The sequence below is a fragment of the Paraclostridium dentum genome, assembly GCF_012922555.1.
GTDB lineage: Bacteria > Bacillota > Clostridia > Peptostreptococcales > Peptostreptococcaceae > Paraclostridium > Paraclostridium dentum.
Window position 1 is genome coordinate 98,603 of record NZ_WIPK01000002.1, and the last position, 18,250, is coordinate 116,852.

The following is an 18,250-nucleotide window of genomic DNA, read 5'->3' on the forward strand; positions in this document are numbered from 1 at the left end:
AACTTGCTAGATACAATCTATTTAACCGTAGTTGGTATAAAGACTAGTACGAGAGGATTATTTTTTAAAAATAATCAATTAGGGTGGTACCGCGAGTAATATCCTCGTCCCTAAACATTAATTTGTTTAGTGACGGGGATTTTTTTATACGTGAAAATGTATAGCGAAGTTGTCCGATTAATCATTGAGGAAGCATTTAAAGTCCGAAGGACTTCATGCTAAGGAAATGATTAACCTAACAACGAGCGAGCTTTCGCGAAACAAAAAAATAGGAGGTAAAAAAATGAACGTTTATAAACCAAATGAAGTTGAATCTAAATGGCAAAAAACTTGGGATCAAAATGATCAATACAAAACTGATACTAATGATACAACAAAACCAAAATACTACACATTAGAAATGTTACCATACCCATCAGGTAAAATACACATGGGGCACGTTAGAAACTACTCTATAGGTGATGTTATAGCTAGATTTAAAAAGATGCAAGGTTACAATGTTCTTCATCCAATGGGATGGGATTCATTCGGACTTCCAGCTGAAAATGCGGCTATAAAGCATGGAATACATCCTCATAAGTGGACTATGGAAAACATAGAAGACATGAAGGGTCAATTAAAATTATTAGGACTTAGCTATGATTGGGATAGAGAAATAGCAACATCTACTCCAGAGTACTACAAGTTCACTCAAGAAATATTCTTAAAGTTCTTAGAGCATGGATTAGCATACAAGAAAAAATCTTTTGTTAACTGGTGTCCATCTTGTGAAACAGTTTTAGCTAATGAGCAAGTTGTTCAAGGAGCTTGTGAAAGATGTGATTCAGTAGTAGTTAAAAAAGACTTAGAACAATGGTATTTTAAAACTACTCACTTTGCAGAAGAGTTACTTCAAGATTTAGATACTTTAGATGGATGGCCAGAAAAAGTTAAAACAATGCAAAGAAACTGGATAGGAAAAAGTACTGGAGCTGAAATAACTTTCGATATAGATGGAAGTGATAAATCAGTAACAGTATTTACAACTAGACCAGATACAGTACACGGAGTTTCTTACATGGTTTTAGCTCCAGAACATGATTTAGTGAAAGAATTAGTTGCTGGAACTGAGTATGAAGAAGCTGTAGAAAAGTTTATAACTAAAATGTACACTATGACTGAAATAGAAAGAACTTCAAGCGACTTAGAAAAAGAAGGAATGTTCATAGGTAAACATGTTATAAATCCATTAAACGGACAAAAAGTTGAGTTATGGATAGCAAACTATGTATTAGTTGACTATGGAACAGGTGCAGTTATGGCAGTTCCAGCTCATGATGAAAGAGATGCTGAATTTGCAGCTAAATATAACTTAAACGTAGTTGAGGTTATAAATGAAGATAACGTAATGGTAAACTCTGGTGAGTTTGATGGAATGAAAGCTTCAAAAGCATTTGATGCAATAATAGAAAAAATAGAAGAAATGGGAATAGGAAAGAAAACAGTTAACTATAGATTAAGAGACTGGTTACTTTCTAGACAAAGATATTGGGGATGTCCAATACCTGTAGTATACTGTGATGAGTGTGGATTAGTACCTGAGAAGAAAGAAAACTTACCTGTATTATTACCAACAGATATAGAATTTACAGGTAAAGGTGAATCACCACTTACTACATCAAAAGAGTTTATGAATGCTACTTGCCCATGTTGTGGAAAGCCAGCTAGAAGAGAAGTAGATACAATGGATACTTTTGTTGATTCTTCTTGGTATTTCTTAAGATATATAGATGCTCAAAATACTAATGAGCCATTTAGTAAGGATGCAGTTAACAATTGGATGCCAGTTGATCAATATATAGGTGGAGTAGAACATGCTATAATGCACTTGCTTTACGCAAGATTCTTTGTTAAAGCATTTAATGAAATGGGAATGTTAGACTTCAAAGAACCATTTAAAAACTTATTAACTCAAGGTATGGTTTTAAAAGATGGAACTAAGATGAGTAAGTCTAAAGGAAATGTTGTATCTCCACTTGAAATAATAGACGAGTACGGAGCTGACACTGCTAGATTATTCGTATTATTTGCAGCACCACCAGAAAGAGATTTAGAATGGTCAGAACAAGGTGTTGAAGGATGCTTTAGATTCTTAAATAGAGTTTATAGATTAGTTGATGAATTAGCTGATAAAGCTAAATGTGATGCTACTATGGGTGAATTAACTAAAGAAGATAAAGCTATGAGATTCACTATAAATGCTACATTAAAGAAAGTAACTGAAGACTTAAATGAGAAGTTTGGTTTCAATACTGCAATATCTGCATTAATGGAATTAATAAACGAAATGTACAAATATAAAGAATTAGAAACTAGAAATGATGCAGTTATAAAAGAAGCTATAGAAACTATAGTGACAATAATAGCTCCATTTGCTCCTCATATAGGTGAAGAATTATGGACTATGATAGGCAAAGAAGGAAGTATATTTGATATATCTTGGCCAAAATATGATGAATCTGCTTTAGTTAAAGATGAAGTTGAAGTTGTAGTTCAAATAAACGGTAAAGTAAGAGGAAAATTAAGTGTTGCTGCTAATATATCAAGAGAAGATATGCAAGAAGCTGCAATGAATGATGAAAAGATAAAAGCTTTAGTAGAAGGAAAAACAATAGTAAAAGTAGTAGCTGTTCCTAAAAAGCTTGTTAATATAGTTGTAAAATAATAAATAAGTTATATAGAATAAAAAAAGGTCTTTTTAAAAAAGACCTTTTTTTATTTACATAAGTAAGCAATCTAACTAAAAAAATAAGGTGATTTTAAAATTTAAAATGAAAAAATCATTAAAAATAAAATTAAATTAAAAAAAATAAAAAATTTTTTTAGGGGAAAAATAACAGGAAAACAGAGGAATCAACACGTTTGTAAATTTTTTGACAAATTGAAAAATTCCCAAAAAATGTTTTCCTGTTGATTTTTGATGGGAAAGTATATACAATAAAGATGTCAAACAATTATAAATTAAATCTAAACATTATGGGAGTGAGTAAAATGACAAGAGTTACATTACAAGATGTTAAAGATGCTAGAGAAACTATAAAAGACATAGTTAAAACAACTGATTTGTTAGAAAGCGTTAAGCTAAGTGAAAAGACTGGGGCAAACGTATATTATAAATGTGAAAACTTACAAAAGACTGGATCTTTTAAAGTAAGAGGAGCTTGCAACAAAATAGCAAGTTTAACTGATCAAGAGAAGGCAAACGGTGTTATAGCATCAAGTGCTGGAAATCATGCACAAGGTGTTGCACTTGGAGCTAAACTAAGCGGAATAAAAGCTACAATAGTAATGCCAGCTACTGCACCACTTGCAAAAGTTACTGCAACTAAAGGATATGGAGCAGAAGTAGTTCAAGAAGGTTTAGTATATGATGATGCATATGCAAAAGCTGTTGAAATACAAAAAGAAACTGGAGCAACTTTCTTACATCCATTCAATGACAAATATGTTATGGCTGGACAAGGAACAATAGCTCTTGAAATATTTGAACAATTAAATTCAAATGTTGACACTATATTATGCCCAATCGGTGGAGGGGGAATAATAGCTGGTATAGCAACTGCTGCTAAAGCTTTAAACCCAAATGTTAAAATAATAGGTGTTCAAACTGCTAACATACCATCAATGAAAGAATCTATAGAACAAGGACATGTTACAACTGCATTTAAAGCTACTACAATAGCTGACGGTATAGCAGTTAAAACTCCTGGAGATCATACTTTTGAAATAATAAAAGAGTTAGTTGATGAAGTAATAGTTGTTGAAGAAACTGAAATAGCACAAGCTATGTTATTCTTATTAGAAAACCAAAAATTAGTATCAGAAGGTTCAGGGGCAGTATCAACAGCTGCATTATTAAGCGGAAAATACAAACCAGCTAAAGGTGAAAACGTTGTATGTGTAATATCTGGAGGTAACGTAGATGTTAACACATTATACAGAGTTATAGGAACTGCATTAACTTCAGAAGGTAGAAGATATGCATTCAAAACTAAAATACAAGATAAGCCAGGCGGATTAGCTGAGTTAACTCAAATAATAAGTGGATTAAATGCAAACATATTAAATGCAAATATGACAAGACCACCAAAAGAAACTCTTGGAAGTTTATATCTTGAAATAGAATTAGAAACATTCGACCAAGCTCATATAGATAAAATAAAATCAGCAGTAGAGTCTGCAGGGTTTGCAATAGAAGATTAATTTATGATATAATGGGTATATAATAAAAAAGTGAAATTATGCTTGCATAATTTCCACTTTTTTACTATATTCTGTATACAATATATACAATTTAGTAGTATAATATTACTGAAAAAAGTATAATATAAAAACAAAACCTATATAAAAGAAGGAGAGATTGATTATGAAACAAGTAATACATACAGAAAAGGCTCCTAAAGCAATAGGACCATACTCTCAAGCTATAAAAAATGGAAACATGGTATTCGTATCAGGACAAGTTCCATTTAACCCAGAAACTATGGAAATAGTTGAAGGTGGAGCAAAAGAGCAAGCTGCTAGATCATTAGAAAGCTTAAAAGAAATATTAGCTGCATCAGGAGCAACTTTTGCAGATGTAGTTAAGACTACAGTATTCATAAGTGATATGAATGATTTTGCTGAAATAAATGAAGTATACGCTTCTTTCTTCGGTGAAAACAAACCAGCTAGATCTTGTGTAGAAGTAGCTAGATTACCAAGAGATGTTAAAGTTGAAATAGAAGCTATAGCTATAGTAAAATAATAATAGACTTTAAAATGGCCATACCTCTTTATAGGATGGTCATTTTATGAGTTAAGCGACTATTGGAAATCATTTACAAAACAAAAGAAAAAAGACAATTTGATGAAAAGAGGTATTATTAATGGCTAAAGATTATAGTGTATTTGATGTCGTAGGACCAAATATGATAGGTCCATCAAGCTCGCACACTGCAGGTGCTGCAAGATTAGGGAAAATGGCATTAAAAATAGCAGGTAAACCTGTTAAAGATGTTAAGTTCTATTTACATGGATCATTCGCAGAAACATACAAAGGACATGGAACAGATAAAGCATTAGTTGGTGGTATATTAGGATTCCAACCAGACGACGCTAGAATAAGAAATTCTTTCGATTTAGCTAAAGAATTAGGTGTAAGCTTTGAATTCATTAAAGCTAACTTAGGAGAAAACGAACATCCTAACACAGTTAAAATGGAAATGACTTTAGAAGATGGGTCTAAGGCAGAAGTTAAAGGAGCATCTATAGGTGGTGGAAACATTAAACTTACTGAAATGGACGGATTACCACTTGACTTTAACGGTTCTAGACCAGCAGTTATACTTGAAATAAAAGACATACCAGGAGCTGTATCTTTCGTAACTGGACTTCTTGCTCATAATAACAAGAATATAGCAAATATGTCTACTAATAAGCCAGCTGGAGCTGAGTATACATTCGTTACAATAGAAACAGATGAAGCTTTAGATGTTGATGTATTAGATCAATTAAGAAAATTTGAAGTTATAGCAAAAGCTGTAGTTTTAGACAAATTCTAATGAGTAAGGAAGGGTGACAGAATATGAAATACAACTTTACAAGCGGAGCAGAATTAATAGAAAAATGTAAAGAATTTAACATGACTATAGGTCAATTATGTTTAGAAAGAGAAGCTGAATTAAGCGGACTTTCTAAAGAAGAAGTAAGAGAAAAAATGGCTGTTAGTTTAGATATAATGAAAAAAGCTACTGAAAGAGCTGTAACAGAAGATATAAAATCTGTTGGAGGTTTAATAGGTGGAGAAGCTAAAAAATTAGAAAATCACAGAAATACTCAAAAAACAGTTTGTGGTGGATTAATGAATAAAGCTTTAGCTGCTGCAATGGGAACAATGGAAGTAAATGCTTCTATGGGTCTTATAGTTGCTGCACCTACAGCTGGTTCTTGTGGTATATTACCAGGAGCTATAGTTACTATAGGTAAAGAATATGGATTCAGTGATGATGAAATGTTAGATGCATTATTTACAGCATCAGCTATAGGAGCTATAATAACTAGAAATGCAACTGTTGCAGGAGCTGAAGGTGGATGCCAAGCTGAAACTGGTGCTGCAGCTGCAATGAGTGCTGCTGGTATAGTTGAGTTAATGGGTGGAAGTGTAGAAGCTGCTGTTGCTGCTGCATCTCACTGTTTACAAAATGTAATGGGATTAGTTTGTGATCCAATAGCAGGTCTTGTTGAAGTTCCTTGTCAAGGAAGAAATGCTATAGGTGTTGCTAACGCTTTAATATCTGCAGAACTTTGTTTAGCTGGAATATTAAATATAATACCATTTGATGAAACTGTTGAAGCTATGTATAAAGTTGGTAGAGGTCTTCCAATGGAGTTAAGAGAAACTGCATTAGGTGGAGTTGCTGCTACTTGTACAGGAAACTGCTTAACTAAAAAAATATTCGGATAATAAAAAAGAGGCTATTAGCCTCTTTTTTTAATGTCTTCTTCTACGATTTTTTTTATTTGAATACATATTGCTTTTTTTCTTCGCATATATATTTTTTCTTCTTTTCTTTCTTCTTACCTTTTTTCTAACTAAAACTAACACAATGAAAAGTACAACTATTAAAATTGCACCAATTATAATTGATTGGAAGCTTTTTACTATTGGATTGTTCAATATTGATGAAAATACATTTGTAACATCATTCTGAGCTATTAGAGGGATGTTTGCAACAGGATTTTTACCTTTATCCTTATAAACCTCTAATGTACCTACAGTATCCCCTTTTTTTATTGGAAGCTTTATATCATTTAAATTAGCTTTAGCTTCAAATGTAGGCGTAGTTTCACCTTTATTAATAACTGTATAATAACTATACTTAGGTGCATATTCTAATTTTCTTCCTTTTGCATACCATATAAACTTAGAGTCTACAAAATCATTTTTCTCAATCGCTTTTTGAGACTTGAAATTATCAAATCCGTAATCTAAAAGAGTTCTACTATCTGTATATAAGTTAGGTTCACCATCTGCTTTAAATACAGCAGCAACTAATCTCATATCATCTTTTTTGGCGCTAGAAAGTAAACACTTACCAGCATCATCTGTATATCCAGTTTTTATACCATCTACTATGTCATACTTAATATCTGTATTTTGTCCTTTATAAGGAATAGTAGTAGTTCCTGTTAAAAATTTGTTTGTGTTAATTAATGTTCTTTCTGGTGATAAATTTGTAGCTGGTACTTTTATTGTTTTTTTATTTACTATGTTTCTAAAATCTTCATTATTCATTGCTTCTCTTGCCATTAAAGCCATATCATAAGCTGATGTGTAATGTTCAGGGTCAGGTAATCCATTTGGATTATGGAAATGAGTATTTTTAGCACCTATCTTTTTAGCTTCTTCGTTCATTAAATTTGCAAATTCCGGAATAGATCCACTAATATGTTGAGCTAAAACAACAGCTGCATCATTTCCAGAAACTAAAAGTAAACCTTCTAATAGTTGCCTAACTGTAACTTGCTCCCCTGGAACTAAATACATACTTGTTCCACCTACAGTTCCTATATTACCAACAGTTACAACCTCATCTAGGTTTTTGGCATATTTTAACGTAAGGTAGGCAGTCCACATCTTAGTTGTAGATGCTGGGTATAAATTTGCATTAGAATTTTTTTCATATAAAACTTGTCCACTTGTATAATCCATTAAAACTGCATATTGAGCAGATATATTAGGAGGTGGTGTTTCTGCGAATGAAATATTACCAAATGCAAATAAATTAACAAAAGTTATTATGAATGATAATAATACTGATACTTTTTTTAACATTTTTTGTCCTCCGATTGTAAACTTATATTTTAGTATAACATATTTATGTCAATAATCAAATTTGAAGGAGTGATAAAATGAAGCAGAAAAAAAATTTTATTATTATAATTGTGATTATTGCCATAAGTTCAGTTTTTTTAATTAAAAATAATAAATTTATAGAAAAAAATGATTCTTATGTTGTAAGTGGTGCAGAAAGTGAAAAATCTAATTTAGAAAATAATGATATTGAAAAAAATGATATTGAAAAAAATGATAATAATCAAGGGGATTTCTCAAAAATAGAAAATATTGAAGATGTAAAAACTGTTGATAAAACTGAAAATATGACTAAAAAAATTAGTATTTATATAAGTGGAGCTGTAAATTCTCCTGGAGTTGTAGAATTAAAAAGTAATGAAAGGTTAATGGAAGGTGTAAAGCTTTGTGATGGACTTACTGATGAAGCTGACACAAATAGAATTAATTTAGCTATGAAAGTTAAGGATGAGGGTCATTATATAATACCTAAAGAAGGTGAAGAAATAGCACTTAATGATTCAAATGAAAATGTTGAAAATAACAACAATGATGGTAATGATAGCACTGAGGGTGACAATAAAAAAATAAATATAAATATAAATGGTGCATCTAAAGAAGAATTAGATTCATTACCTGGAGTTGGAGAGGTTACCGCACAAAAAATAATAGATTACAGAGAAGAAAATAAGGAGTTTAAATCAATTGACGAAATAAAAAATGTAAAAGGGATAGGTGAAAATAAATTTAATGATTTGAAGGATTATATCTGTATTCAATAAATGCTAATTATGATATTATTAGTTATGTAATGCTTTAAAGAAAGGAGACATAATTATGGAAATGATGAAAAGACTTACAGATATGACAACTTCAGGAGGGTGAGCCGCTAAAATAGGGCCAGAGGTACTGGCATCGGTATTATCTCAATTACCTAAAAATACATCGGATAAAAAAGAAAATTTATTAGTTGGACTTGAAACTTCAGATGATGCGGCTGTTTATAAATTAAATGATGAAACAGCTTTAATTCAAACTTTAGATTTTTTCACTCCAATGATAGATGATCCGTACATATTTGGACAAATAGCAGCATCTAACTCATTATCGGATGTTTATGCTATGGGAGGAAAGCCTTTAGTTGCCATGAACATAGTATGTTTCCCAGCATGTCATGATATGAATGTACTAGCAGAAATATTAAAAGGTGGAATGGATAAGGTAAAAGAAAGTGGAGCTTTATTAGTTGGAGGACACACTGTTGATGATAAAGAACCTAAATATGGGTTATCAGTATCAGGAACAGTACATCCTGATAAAGTTTTATCTAATGCAACTGCAAAAGTAGGGGATAAACTAGTTATAACTAAGCCTATAGGAGTAGGAATATTAAATACTGCTATGAAAGAAGGTTTAGTAGATGAAGAAACTTCTAAAATCGTAGTTGAAACTATGGTTCATTTAAATAAATATGCAGCTATGAGCTTTGATAATATAAAGGTAAACTCAGTTACAGATATAACAGGATTTGGACTTTTAGGACATGCATTAGAGATGGCAAAAGCATCAGACGTTAGTATGGAACTAAATGCTAATGAGATTCCTATATTAAATGGTGCTATTGACATGGCTAAAATGGGAATAATACCAGCTGGTATGTATAGAAATAAACAATATATATCAAGTGATGTTAAATTAGAAAACATAGAAGAAGCTATGGAAGATATATTATATGACCCTCAAACATCAGGAGGATTACTTATTTCTGTAGAAAGTAATCTAGCAGATATATTAGTAGAAGATATGAAGAAGAATGGGTCTATAGAAGCTAAAATAATAGGAACTGTTGTAGATAAAGAAGAAAAGTATATAACAGTAAAGTAATGACTTAAGGGGAGAGGAACTTTAATGAATAAAAGAGAATTATTTGCTCAATTACCTTCAGTAGATGAGATGTTAAACCAAGAAATGATAATAAATGCGTTAAATGAATATCCAAGAAATATTTTACTTGAAGGTATAAGAGAATCTATAGAAGAAAAAAGAAGAGAAATAGTAGAATTAAAAGAGGAAAATTTTGATAAGTTTGATATAACTATAGATGAAGTAGTGAGAAACACAATTAATAAATGTAATTTAAAATACTCATTATCATTAAAGAAAGTGATAAATGCTACAGGAACAGTACTTCATACAAATCTAGGAAGATCACTTCTTAGTGAAAGTATAAAAGATGAGCTTTGGGAAGCTGCATCTAGATATTCAAACTTGGAATATGATATAGATAAAGGACAAAGGGGTTCAAGATATACCCACTTAACAGATACTATAAAACGATTGACTGGGGCTGAAGATGTATTAGTAGTTAACAATAATGCAGCAGCTGTACTACTGGTATTAAGCACTATGGCAAAAGGTGGGGAAGCTATAGTATCTAGAGGTGAGTTAGTTGAAGTTGGTGGTTCTTTTAGAATACCGAGTATAATGGCGTTAAGTGGAGCTGACCTAGTTGAAGTTGGTTCAACTAATAAAACTCATTTAAAAGATTATGAAGAAGAAATAAATGAAAATACTAAAGTTCTTATGAAAGTTCACACAAGTAATTATAGAATACTTGGATTTACACAAAGTGTGGATGTAGATGAATTATGTGAACTAGGCAAAAAACATGATTTACCTGTAATTGAGGATTTAGGTAGTGGTGTTTTCTTAGATATATCTAAGTATGGATTAAGTTATGAGCCAACAGTATTAGATTCTATTAGAAAAGGTGCAGATGTAGTTACTTTTAGTGGAGATAAGATGCTAGGTGGACCTCAAGCAGGTATTATAGTTGGTAAAAAAGAATATATTGAAAAAATGAAAAAGAATCAACTTACAAGAGCTTTAAGAGTAGATAAACTAACTATATGTGCTTTAGAAGCTACATTAAGAATGTACTTAGACGAAGAAAAAGCAAGAAAAGAAATTCCAACATTAAAAATGTTAACTTATACAATTGATGAATTAGAAGTAAAAGCTAACAACTTATATGAAAAAATAAAACATTTAGATAAATATGCAAATATAACAATTGAAGATGGGTTATCTCAAGTTGGAGGGGGATCTATGCCTTTAGAGACTATAGATTCTAAAGTTATATCTATAACTCCTAAAAATATAAATGTTTCAACATTAGAAAAGAAACTTAGATTAAGTGATGCTCATATTATAGCTAGAGTTTATGATGATAAGTATGTATTAGATTCAAGAACTATATTTGAAGATGAATTTGAAATTGTAAAAAATGAATTAGAAAAAGCTTTAATAGGAGGTTAAACATGAAAAACGTAATAATAGGAACGGCTGGACATATAGACCACGGTAAAACCACTCTTATAAAAGCACTTACAGGAAGAGAAACAGACACATTAGCTGAAGAAAAGAAAAGAGGTATATCTATAAATTTAGGATTTACTTACTTTGACTTACCAAGTAATAAAAGAGCAGGGATTGTAGATGTTCCAGGACATGAAAAGTTTATAAAAAACATGTTAGCAGGAGCATCTGGACTTGATATGGTTTTATTAGTTGTTGCAGCTGATGAAGGGGTTATGCCTCAAACTGTAGAACATATGGATATTTTAACATTTTTAAATATAAAAAAAGGAATGATAGTCTTAACTAAAAGTGACACTGTGGAAGAAGACTTCAGAGAGTTAGTAAAAGAGGATATAAGAGAAAAAGTTAAGGGGACATTTTTAGAAGATGCAGAAATTATAGAAGTAGACTCTATATCTAAAAAAGGTTTAGATAATCTTATCAATAAAATTGATAAAATGACTGATGAAATAGAAGATAAAAACCTAGACACTCCAGCTAGACTTAATATAGATAGAGTATTTTCTATAAAAGGATTTGGTACAGTTGTAACAGGGACTTTAATAGAAGGTAAGATAAGTATAGACGATGACCTAGTAATATACCCAAAAGAGCTTAAAACAAAGATAAGAAGCATACAAGTTCATGGAGAGGGTGTTGAAACAGCTTATGCTGGGCAAAGAACAGCTATAAACATATCTAATGTAAAGGTTGAAGAGATTAACAGGGGAGATGTGTTAGCATCACCTCATTCACTAGAAGAAGCAATGATGTTAGATGTTAGATTAAGCGTTGTTAAACATACAGATGCAGGACTTAAACACTGGGATAGATTAAGACTTTACCATGGTACTAGAGAAATACTTTGTAGAGCAGTACCGTTAGAGGTAGAAGAAATAATGCCAGGAGAAAGTGGCTTAGTTCAACTTAGACTTGAAGAAAGTATAGTTGCAAAAAAAGGAGATAAGTTTGTCGTTAGAAGATATTCTCCTATGGAAACAATAGGTGGAGGTATAGTTATAGATACTAACCCAAGAAAACATAAGAGATTTGATACTAACATAATAGAAGCTCTTAAAATAAAGGAAAAAGGAGAGCTTTCAGATATATTAGAAGCTTATTTAAAAAATAACTCTAGAAACTATCCTAATATAAAAGAAATTATGAGTTATAGTGGAGAGAGTGAAGATAATATAAATAAATCATTAGAAAAGCTTATAGGACAAGATAAAGTTATATGTATAAACAATATGTACATGCACATAAACCAATACAATACATTAAAAGAAAAAGCAGAAAGTGAACTTCAAGCATACCATAAGAAATTTAGATTAAGAGAGGGTATGTTAAAAGAAGAAGTTAGATCTAAAGTTGAAAGTAAATTTAAAACAAGAGATTTTGATGTTTTACTAGATTTATTTATAAATGATGATCTTATAAAAGTTAATGGAAATTTTGTTTCGATAAAGAAATTTAATGTTGTATTTAACGAAAAGCAAACAAAAATAAAAAATGAGATAGAGAAAATATTAAACAATGCAGGCTTAAATAATATTTATGCAATTGAAGATATAACTAATAATAAAAAAGAATATGAAGAAGTATTAGAATCTTTAATAGGAAATACTGTTGTAAGAATTGAGGATAGTTATTTAATGTCTTCAAAAGTATACAATGATGCGAAAGAAAAGCTTATAAAGTATTTAGAAGAAAATAAAGAAATAACTTTAGGTGATTATAGAGATTTAGTTAATTCAAGTAGAAAAAACTGTATGATAATATTAGAAGATTTTGATAGAAATAAGATTACAAAAAGAGTTGAAAATAAAAGAGTATTATTTTAAAAAAAGTAAGTATTGATTAGTTTGTTAAATATATGGATGTTTCCTTCACACAAAGACCTAAAAAGAGCGGTCTTTAAGTGTTTCGGAAACATCCATATATCTAACTTTTAGTTAATACTTACTTTTTTTAATTTTGGATGGTGAAGGTTGAGTCTTTAAGATTAAATGAATCTTTAAGACCTGGAGTTAGGTATATTTTTTTATCTTTTGTTATAAATATTGCTTCTGTGTTTGGTAAAGATTCTATTAATTTAATACCTTCTTTAGTTCCAAGTGAAAAAGCTGTAGTAGATAGTGCGTCGCAATTCATTGAATTGTTTGAGACTATAGTTACACTGCTAAGTTCATTTTCAACAGGGTACCCAGTTTTGGGGCTTAATATATGGTGATAAATTTTCCCATCTTTTTCTATATATCTTTCATAAATTCCTGATGTAACTACTGAGTTATCTGTTGTTGATATACTTCCTATAGCATTTCCTCTAGGCTTAGTTGGATCTTGAACTCCTATATTAAATTTATTTTTACCATCCTTAGACCCAATTGTAAAAATATTTCCTCCTAAGTTTACTATAGATCCTTCAATTTTTTGTTTTTTAAGATATTCAACTACTTTGTCAGCAGCATAACCTTTAGCAATTCCCCCTAAGTCTAACTTTGTACCTTTATGTTTTAGCATTACGCTATTATTTTTTTCATCTAAAATTATGTTTTTATAATTTATCGTAGGTAAAACTGAATTTATTTCATCTTGACTAGGAACTCTAGCTTTTTCATTTCCTATATTCCATAGTTGAACTAATGAACCAACTGAAACATCAAAATGCCCATCTGATAAATCTGAAAAGTGAAGAGCTGTTTTTATAACTTTAAAAGTATCTGGGGATACTTTAGTATAAGACTTACCAGCATTTTCATTAATTTTGTAAATATCACTAGATAATGTAGATGGATTCATTTTATTATCTATGTCTTTTATTATATTTTCACAATTATTTAAAATATCATTAGCTTCTTTTTCATTAGATTTAGTGTATAGTGTAACTTCATTAACAGTACCTAGGTAGTACATAGTTTTTGAATATGTATTAATTTTTTGCCTAAAGATTAAAAATGAAAATATAGCTAAAATTGATAAAATTGCTATATAAAGTATAAGTTTTTTATTTTTCATGCTGTTTCCCCTTTATATTTATGATATATTTAATTATATTATAAATGCTTGGAGGATAAAAATGAAGAAAAACGATTTTTTTCTTATTTTATCAGTTTTAATCATAATAGGGATTTGGATAAGTTTTAGTTTTTTCAAAAACCAAGATAAAAGTGAAAAAATAGTTATATATTTAGATAATAAAGTATATAAAGAAATTCCTATTGATGCAACTGAAGACATAACTATAAAAACAGATTCTGGATTTAACAAGATTAAAATTCATGATAAAGGTGTTGAAGTCGTAGATGCATCATGTCCAGACAAAGTATGTGTGAAAACTGGATTTATAGATAAGTCTAATAAAAATATAGTGTGCATACCTAATAAGGTAAGTATAAAAATAATCAGTAATGAAAAAAATGATATAGACACAATAGCAAATTAAAAGTAGGTGAAGAAATGGTTAACATAGGAAACGATTGGGATGAAATATTAAAAGGTGAATTTGAAAAACCATATTATTTGAAATTAAGAGAGTTTTTAAAAGAGGAATATAAAAATAATATTATATATCCTGATATGCATGACATATTTAATGCATTGAAATATACATCATACAAAGATACTAAAGTACTAATCTTAGGTCAAGATCCTTATCATGGAGAAAATCAAGCTCATGGGCTTGCATTTTCGGTAAAGCCTGGAGTAAAAACACCTCCATCTTTATTAAATATGTATAAAGAATTAAACTCAGAATTTGAATGTTTTATACCTAATAATGGATTTTTAGTTCCTTGGACAAAACAAGGTATATTACTATTAAATACAGCGCTTACAGTTAGAGCTCATGAAGCAAACTCTCATAAAGGAAAAGGATGGGAGACTTTCACAGATCATATAATAGAGACATTAAACTTAAGACAAGATCCTGTAATATTTGTTCTATGGGGAAATAATGCAAGAAGTAAGAAAAAGTTAATAGATACAAATAGACATTACATAATAGAATCTGCACATCCAAGTCCACTATCAGCTAGTAGAGGATTTTTTGGATCTAAACCATTTTCTCAGGTTAATGATATCTTAATTAAATTAGGAAAAGAGCCTATAGACTGGCAAATTCCAAATATATAAAATATATAATAAAAATAAAATCCTTTTAATATGTGAAAGGATTTTATTTTTTAAGGTTAAAAAAATTAAAATTTACAAAAATTAAAGTTAAATTATATAGAAAATTGTAAAAACATGAAAATGTTTGCTAAAAACAGTTGCATCAAAAAAAAATATATGGTAATATAAGTTTGTAAGTGAGAGGACATCCCATATGGGGGTGGATGGGTGCTGGTGTGCCCTCTAGTCTTCAAAACTAGTATGAGGGGTTAAGAGCTTCTTGGGTGGGTTCGATTCCCACGCACTCCCGCCAATTAAATGAAAAGAACTTCTGTATAGAAGTTCTTTTTTGCTTTTAATAACTTAATTATCTGCAAGGTTTTCTTTTTGGCTCATTGTAAATTGTTTAAGGTCATTATCCCATATATATAATTCTTTTGAAATGTCCTTAGAAAAGGAATTATCATTTGATGAGATTGTTGAGACATATAGTATTTGGGGAGGGTAGTCGTCTAGAAAGTCCATACTTCCAGATACTTTAATTTTATCATTACTTTTTAAATCTATTTTTTCGAAATATAGATCTTTTTTTAGTTTAGATGAATATTTAAGGCCTTCTTGATAAAATATCTCTATAAATTTTTTATCATTTGAGTATGTAGTTTCATCTTCACAGTTTTGCTCAACTACTAAAAAATCTTTATAAAAATAAAATTCATTTATATCGTCTAAATTATCTACAATTGAATCAAATGAGTAAGTATTATCTTTATTTTTTACATAAAATGATATAAAAGATTTATTTTGAGGCAATCTTATAGAGAATGCTATATAGTTATTTGGACCATTTTCTAAATTTTTATGAATATCGAGTTGCATATAATCTATATATCTTATAAAATCTTCTTTATTAGTATCTTTTAAAATCTGAACAATCAAATTATAATTATCGTTATTAGATAGGGATTCTATAATATCTGAATGGATATTATTTTTAGAAGAACTTACGTCGAGTATTAAAAGCAGTGAAACTAATACATTTATTATAAGTATATAAAATAGAAAGTTAATTAATTTTTTCAAAGCATCACCCCTATTTGTATAATCGATATTAAATTATATTCTTGCACATGAAAAAAATTACACAAGGAGATATTTAAAGCATGAACAAAAATTTTAAAACTAGAACAGGTCTTATAATCGGAAATGAAGGAATTGAAAAATTACAAAATTCAAATGTAATTGTATTTGGAGTTGGAGGAGTAGGAAGTTTTGCTGCAGAGGCTATAGCTAGAGCCGGTGTAGGCAAGATGACTATTGTAGACTTTGATGATGTAGACATAACTAATATAAATAGACAAATACCAGCACTTCACTCAACTGTAGGAAAATACAAAGTTGATGTAATGAAAGATAGAATTTTAGATATAAACCCAAATATAGATATAAAAGCAATAAGAGCAAAATATACAGCTGAAAATAGTGAAGAAATATTATGTGAAGAATATGATTATGTTATAGATGCTATAGACATGGTTACTTCTAAAATTCATTTGATAGAAACTTGTGTTAAAAAGAATTTAAATATAATAAGTTCTATGGGTATGGGAAATAAGCTGGATCCTACAAAAATAGTAGTTACAGATATATATAAAACTCAAATGTGCCCATTAGCTAAAGTTATGAGAAAAGAATTGAGAGATAGAAAGATAAAAAAATTAAAGGTTGTATACTCAACAGAGCAACCTGTAGAGTTAAAAGAAAAAATTATGAATGGAAAGAAAATAACTCCAGGAAGTATATCGTTTGTACCTTCAGTAGGGGGGCTTACAATAGCATCTGTAGTAGTAAATGATTTAATAAAGTAAACTAAGTAAAAAAGTGATTGTAGCTAAGTGCAAAGTGTCAAAAATTAATTCACCTTCATACAGGCTTTAAAATCTCGCCTGTAAATGGCGGTTGAATTAATCATTGACACTTTGGTAAGGCTCAATCACTTTTTTTATTTACTTTACTATTTAGGTGGTGATGAGGTGGTTATGGTATTGCCGTCACTGTAAAAGGACAAGTGACCTTGTTTATCAGTTCTGTAGACTTTTGTGTTTGTTTTTGATAAATTAAGTAAAGTTTCTTTATGTGGATGTCCGTATTCGTTATCATACCCACAAGATATAACTGCGACATCAGGAGTTATAGTGTTTATAAAATCTTCACCTGAAGAGCTTTTGCTGCCGTGATGAGCAACTTTTAAAAAATTTATATTACTTAAGTTAAAACTATTTAATATTTCTTGTTCATTTTCTAATGTGCAGTCACCTGTAAATAAAAATGATTTTTTACCATAGTCTAATTTGAAGACGATAGAGTTTGAGTTATTATCTAAATGGGTATAAGAAGGATTTAAGACGGTTAATTTTATGTTATTGTCTAAATTTATGACATTTCCTTTTTCAAGGAATTGAGGATGAATATTTTTCATGCTACAAGATTGAACTAGATTGTAATATGAATCACTATTTACTTCTTTATTTGGAAGATAAACTTTGGAAATTTCAAATTTATCAATAACAGCATCTAAACTTCCTATATGGTCAGTATCTGGATGAGTAGCTATAACGAAATCTATAGTTTTTACTTTTTTAGATTTTAAAAACTTTTTTATAATAAGAGAGCTATCTTCATCTCCTCCATCAACTAATATGTTAGTTTTATTTGGAGTTTGAATTAAGATACTGTCACCTTGACCTACATCTATTATATGTACTGATAGGAGCGTTTTTTTGCCACAACCAACCAAAAGTGTTATTATAATAAATGTTAAACATATGATTTTTTTCATTAAATACTCCAATCATTACCTGTTTATATTGAATAAATAAAGATAATATTAATAAATAAAAACAT

The 18,250-nt window shown here is 29.8% G+C and carries 16 protein-coding genes, 1 tRNA gene and 1 other annotated feature (1 of these 18 only partly in view); of the genes, 13 read left to right on the forward strand and 4 right to left on the reverse strand.

The annotated features are described in order from the left end of the window. Positions 1-115: a binding site (T-box leader), on the forward strand (it extends 79 nt beyond the left edge of the window). A gap of 168 nt (positions 116-283) precedes the next feature. The 5 genes from leuS to sdaAA all read left to right on the forward strand — a co-directional run bounded on the left by leuS (position 284) and on the right by sdaAA (position 6,484). Continuing rightward, positions 284-2,704, forward strand: a complete 2,421-nt coding sequence (gene leuS / locus GFJ41_RS06435; protein ID WP_170074920.1) for a leucine--tRNA ligase — start codon at positions 284-286, stop codon at positions 2,702-2,704. A gap of 326 nt (positions 2,705-3,030) precedes the next feature. After that, the gene (gene ilvA, locus GFJ41_RS06440) at positions 3,031-4,242 is read left to right on the forward strand and encodes a threonine ammonia-lyase (RefSeq protein ID WP_021429923.1); all 1,212 of its coding nucleotides are present in this window, start codon (positions 3,031-3,033) and stop codon (positions 4,240-4,242) included. A gap of 160 nt (positions 4,243-4,402) precedes the next feature. Beyond that, entirely contained in the window at positions 4,403-4,786 is a 384-nt protein-coding gene (locus tag GFJ41_RS06445) for a RidA family protein (protein ID WP_025162072.1), read from the forward strand. Between the two features lie 121 nt (positions 4,787-4,907). After that, entirely contained in the window at positions 4,908-5,582 is a 675-nt protein-coding gene (sdaAB, locus tag GFJ41_RS06450) for an L-serine ammonia-lyase, iron-sulfur-dependent subunit beta (RefSeq protein ID WP_021429814.1), read from the forward strand. A 23-nt stretch (positions 5,583-5,605) separates the two neighbouring features. Then, positions 5,606-6,484 carry an L-serine ammonia-lyase, iron-sulfur-dependent, subunit alpha gene (gene sdaAA / locus GFJ41_RS06455; protein WP_021432068.1) on the forward strand — a complete coding sequence of 293 codons (879 nt, stop codon included), beginning with the start codon at positions 5,606-5,608 and terminating at the stop codon, positions 6,482-6,484. A gap of 27 nt (positions 6,485-6,511) precedes the next feature. Here sdaAA and GFJ41_RS06460 read toward each other — a convergent pair whose 3' ends face one another. Next, positions 6,512-7,855, reverse strand: coding sequence for a D-alanyl-D-alanine carboxypeptidase family protein (locus tag GFJ41_RS06460; protein ID WP_035114575.1), 1,344 nt, complete (start codon positions 7,853-7,855; stop codon positions 6,512-6,514). A 77-nt stretch (positions 7,856-7,932) separates the two neighbouring features. On the opposite strand from GFJ41_RS06460, the gene GFJ41_RS06465 reads away from it, so the two are divergent. Genes GFJ41_RS06465 through selB form a run of 4 tightly spaced genes read left to right on the forward strand, consistent with a single transcriptional unit; the run spans position 7,933 to position 13,077 of the window. Beyond that, a complete protein-coding gene (locus GFJ41_RS06465) occupies positions 7,933-8,655 on the forward strand; it encodes a ComEA family DNA-binding protein (RefSeq protein ID WP_170074921.1) in 723 nt (240 codons plus the stop codon). Between the two features lie 55 nt (positions 8,656-8,710). Then, positions 8,711-9,757: a selenide, water dikinase SelD gene (selD, locus tag GFJ41_RS06470; RefSeq protein WP_081712357.1), complete on the forward strand. Its 1,047-nt coding sequence runs from the start codon at positions 8,711-8,713 to the stop codon at positions 9,755-9,757. A 24-nt stretch (positions 9,758-9,781) separates the two neighbouring features. Beyond that, the gene (gene selA, locus GFJ41_RS06475; protein WP_170074922.1) at positions 9,782-11,191 is read left to right on the forward strand and encodes an L-seryl-tRNA(Sec) selenium transferase; all 1,410 of its coding nucleotides are present in this window, start codon (positions 9,782-9,784) and stop codon (positions 11,189-11,191) included. Between the two features lie 2 nt (positions 11,192-11,193). Beyond that, positions 11,194-13,077, forward strand: coding sequence for a selenocysteine-specific translation elongation factor (gene selB, locus GFJ41_RS06480; protein ID WP_170074923.1), 1,884 nt, complete (start codon positions 11,194-11,196; stop codon positions 13,075-13,077). A 127-nt stretch (positions 13,078-13,204) separates the two neighbouring features. Here selB and GFJ41_RS06485 read toward each other — a convergent pair whose 3' ends face one another. Then, positions 13,205-14,251: an FAD:protein FMN transferase gene (locus GFJ41_RS06485; RefSeq protein WP_035114568.1), complete on the reverse strand. Its 1,047-nt coding sequence runs from the start codon at positions 14,249-14,251 to the stop codon at positions 13,205-13,207. A gap of 61 nt (positions 14,252-14,312) precedes the next feature. Here GFJ41_RS06485 and GFJ41_RS06490 point away from each other — a divergent pair, with 61 nt between their 5' ends. The 3 genes from GFJ41_RS06490 to GFJ41_RS06500 all read left to right on the forward strand — a co-directional run bounded on the left by GFJ41_RS06490 (position 14,313) and on the right by GFJ41_RS06500 (position 15,659). Next, a complete protein-coding gene (locus GFJ41_RS06490) occupies positions 14,313-14,678 on the forward strand; it encodes a NusG domain II-containing protein (protein ID WP_021432075.1) in 366 nt (121 codons plus the stop codon). A 14-nt stretch (positions 14,679-14,692) separates the two neighbouring features. Beyond that, positions 14,693-15,367 carry a uracil-DNA glycosylase gene (locus GFJ41_RS06495; RefSeq protein ID WP_021429882.1) on the forward strand — a complete coding sequence of 225 codons (675 nt, stop codon included), beginning with the start codon at positions 14,693-14,695 and terminating at the stop codon, positions 15,365-15,367. Between the two features lie 195 nt (positions 15,368-15,562). Continuing rightward, positions 15,563-15,659: transfer RNA gene (locus GFJ41_RS06500), tRNA-Sec, on the forward strand. A 50-nt stretch (positions 15,660-15,709) separates the two neighbouring features. Here GFJ41_RS06500 and GFJ41_RS06505 read toward each other — a convergent pair. Beyond that, a complete protein-coding gene (locus GFJ41_RS06505; protein ID WP_035114565.1) occupies positions 15,710-16,429 on the reverse strand; it encodes a hypothetical protein in 720 nt (239 codons plus the stop codon). A gap of 80 nt (positions 16,430-16,509) precedes the next feature. Here GFJ41_RS06505 and GFJ41_RS06510 point away from each other — a divergent pair, with 80 nt between their 5' ends. Then, positions 16,510-17,214 carry a tRNA threonylcarbamoyladenosine dehydratase gene (locus tag GFJ41_RS06510; RefSeq protein WP_035114563.1) on the forward strand — a complete coding sequence of 235 codons (705 nt, stop codon included), beginning with the start codon at positions 16,510-16,512 and terminating at the stop codon, positions 17,212-17,214. A gap of 146 nt (positions 17,215-17,360) precedes the next feature. Here the strand turns inward: GFJ41_RS06510 and GFJ41_RS06515 are convergent, their stop codons facing one another. Further along, positions 17,361-18,185: a ComEC/Rec2 family competence protein gene (locus tag GFJ41_RS06515; protein WP_021429800.1), complete on the reverse strand. Its 825-nt coding sequence runs from the start codon at positions 18,183-18,185 to the stop codon at positions 17,361-17,363. Between the last annotated feature and the right edge of the window lie 65 nt (positions 18,186-18,250).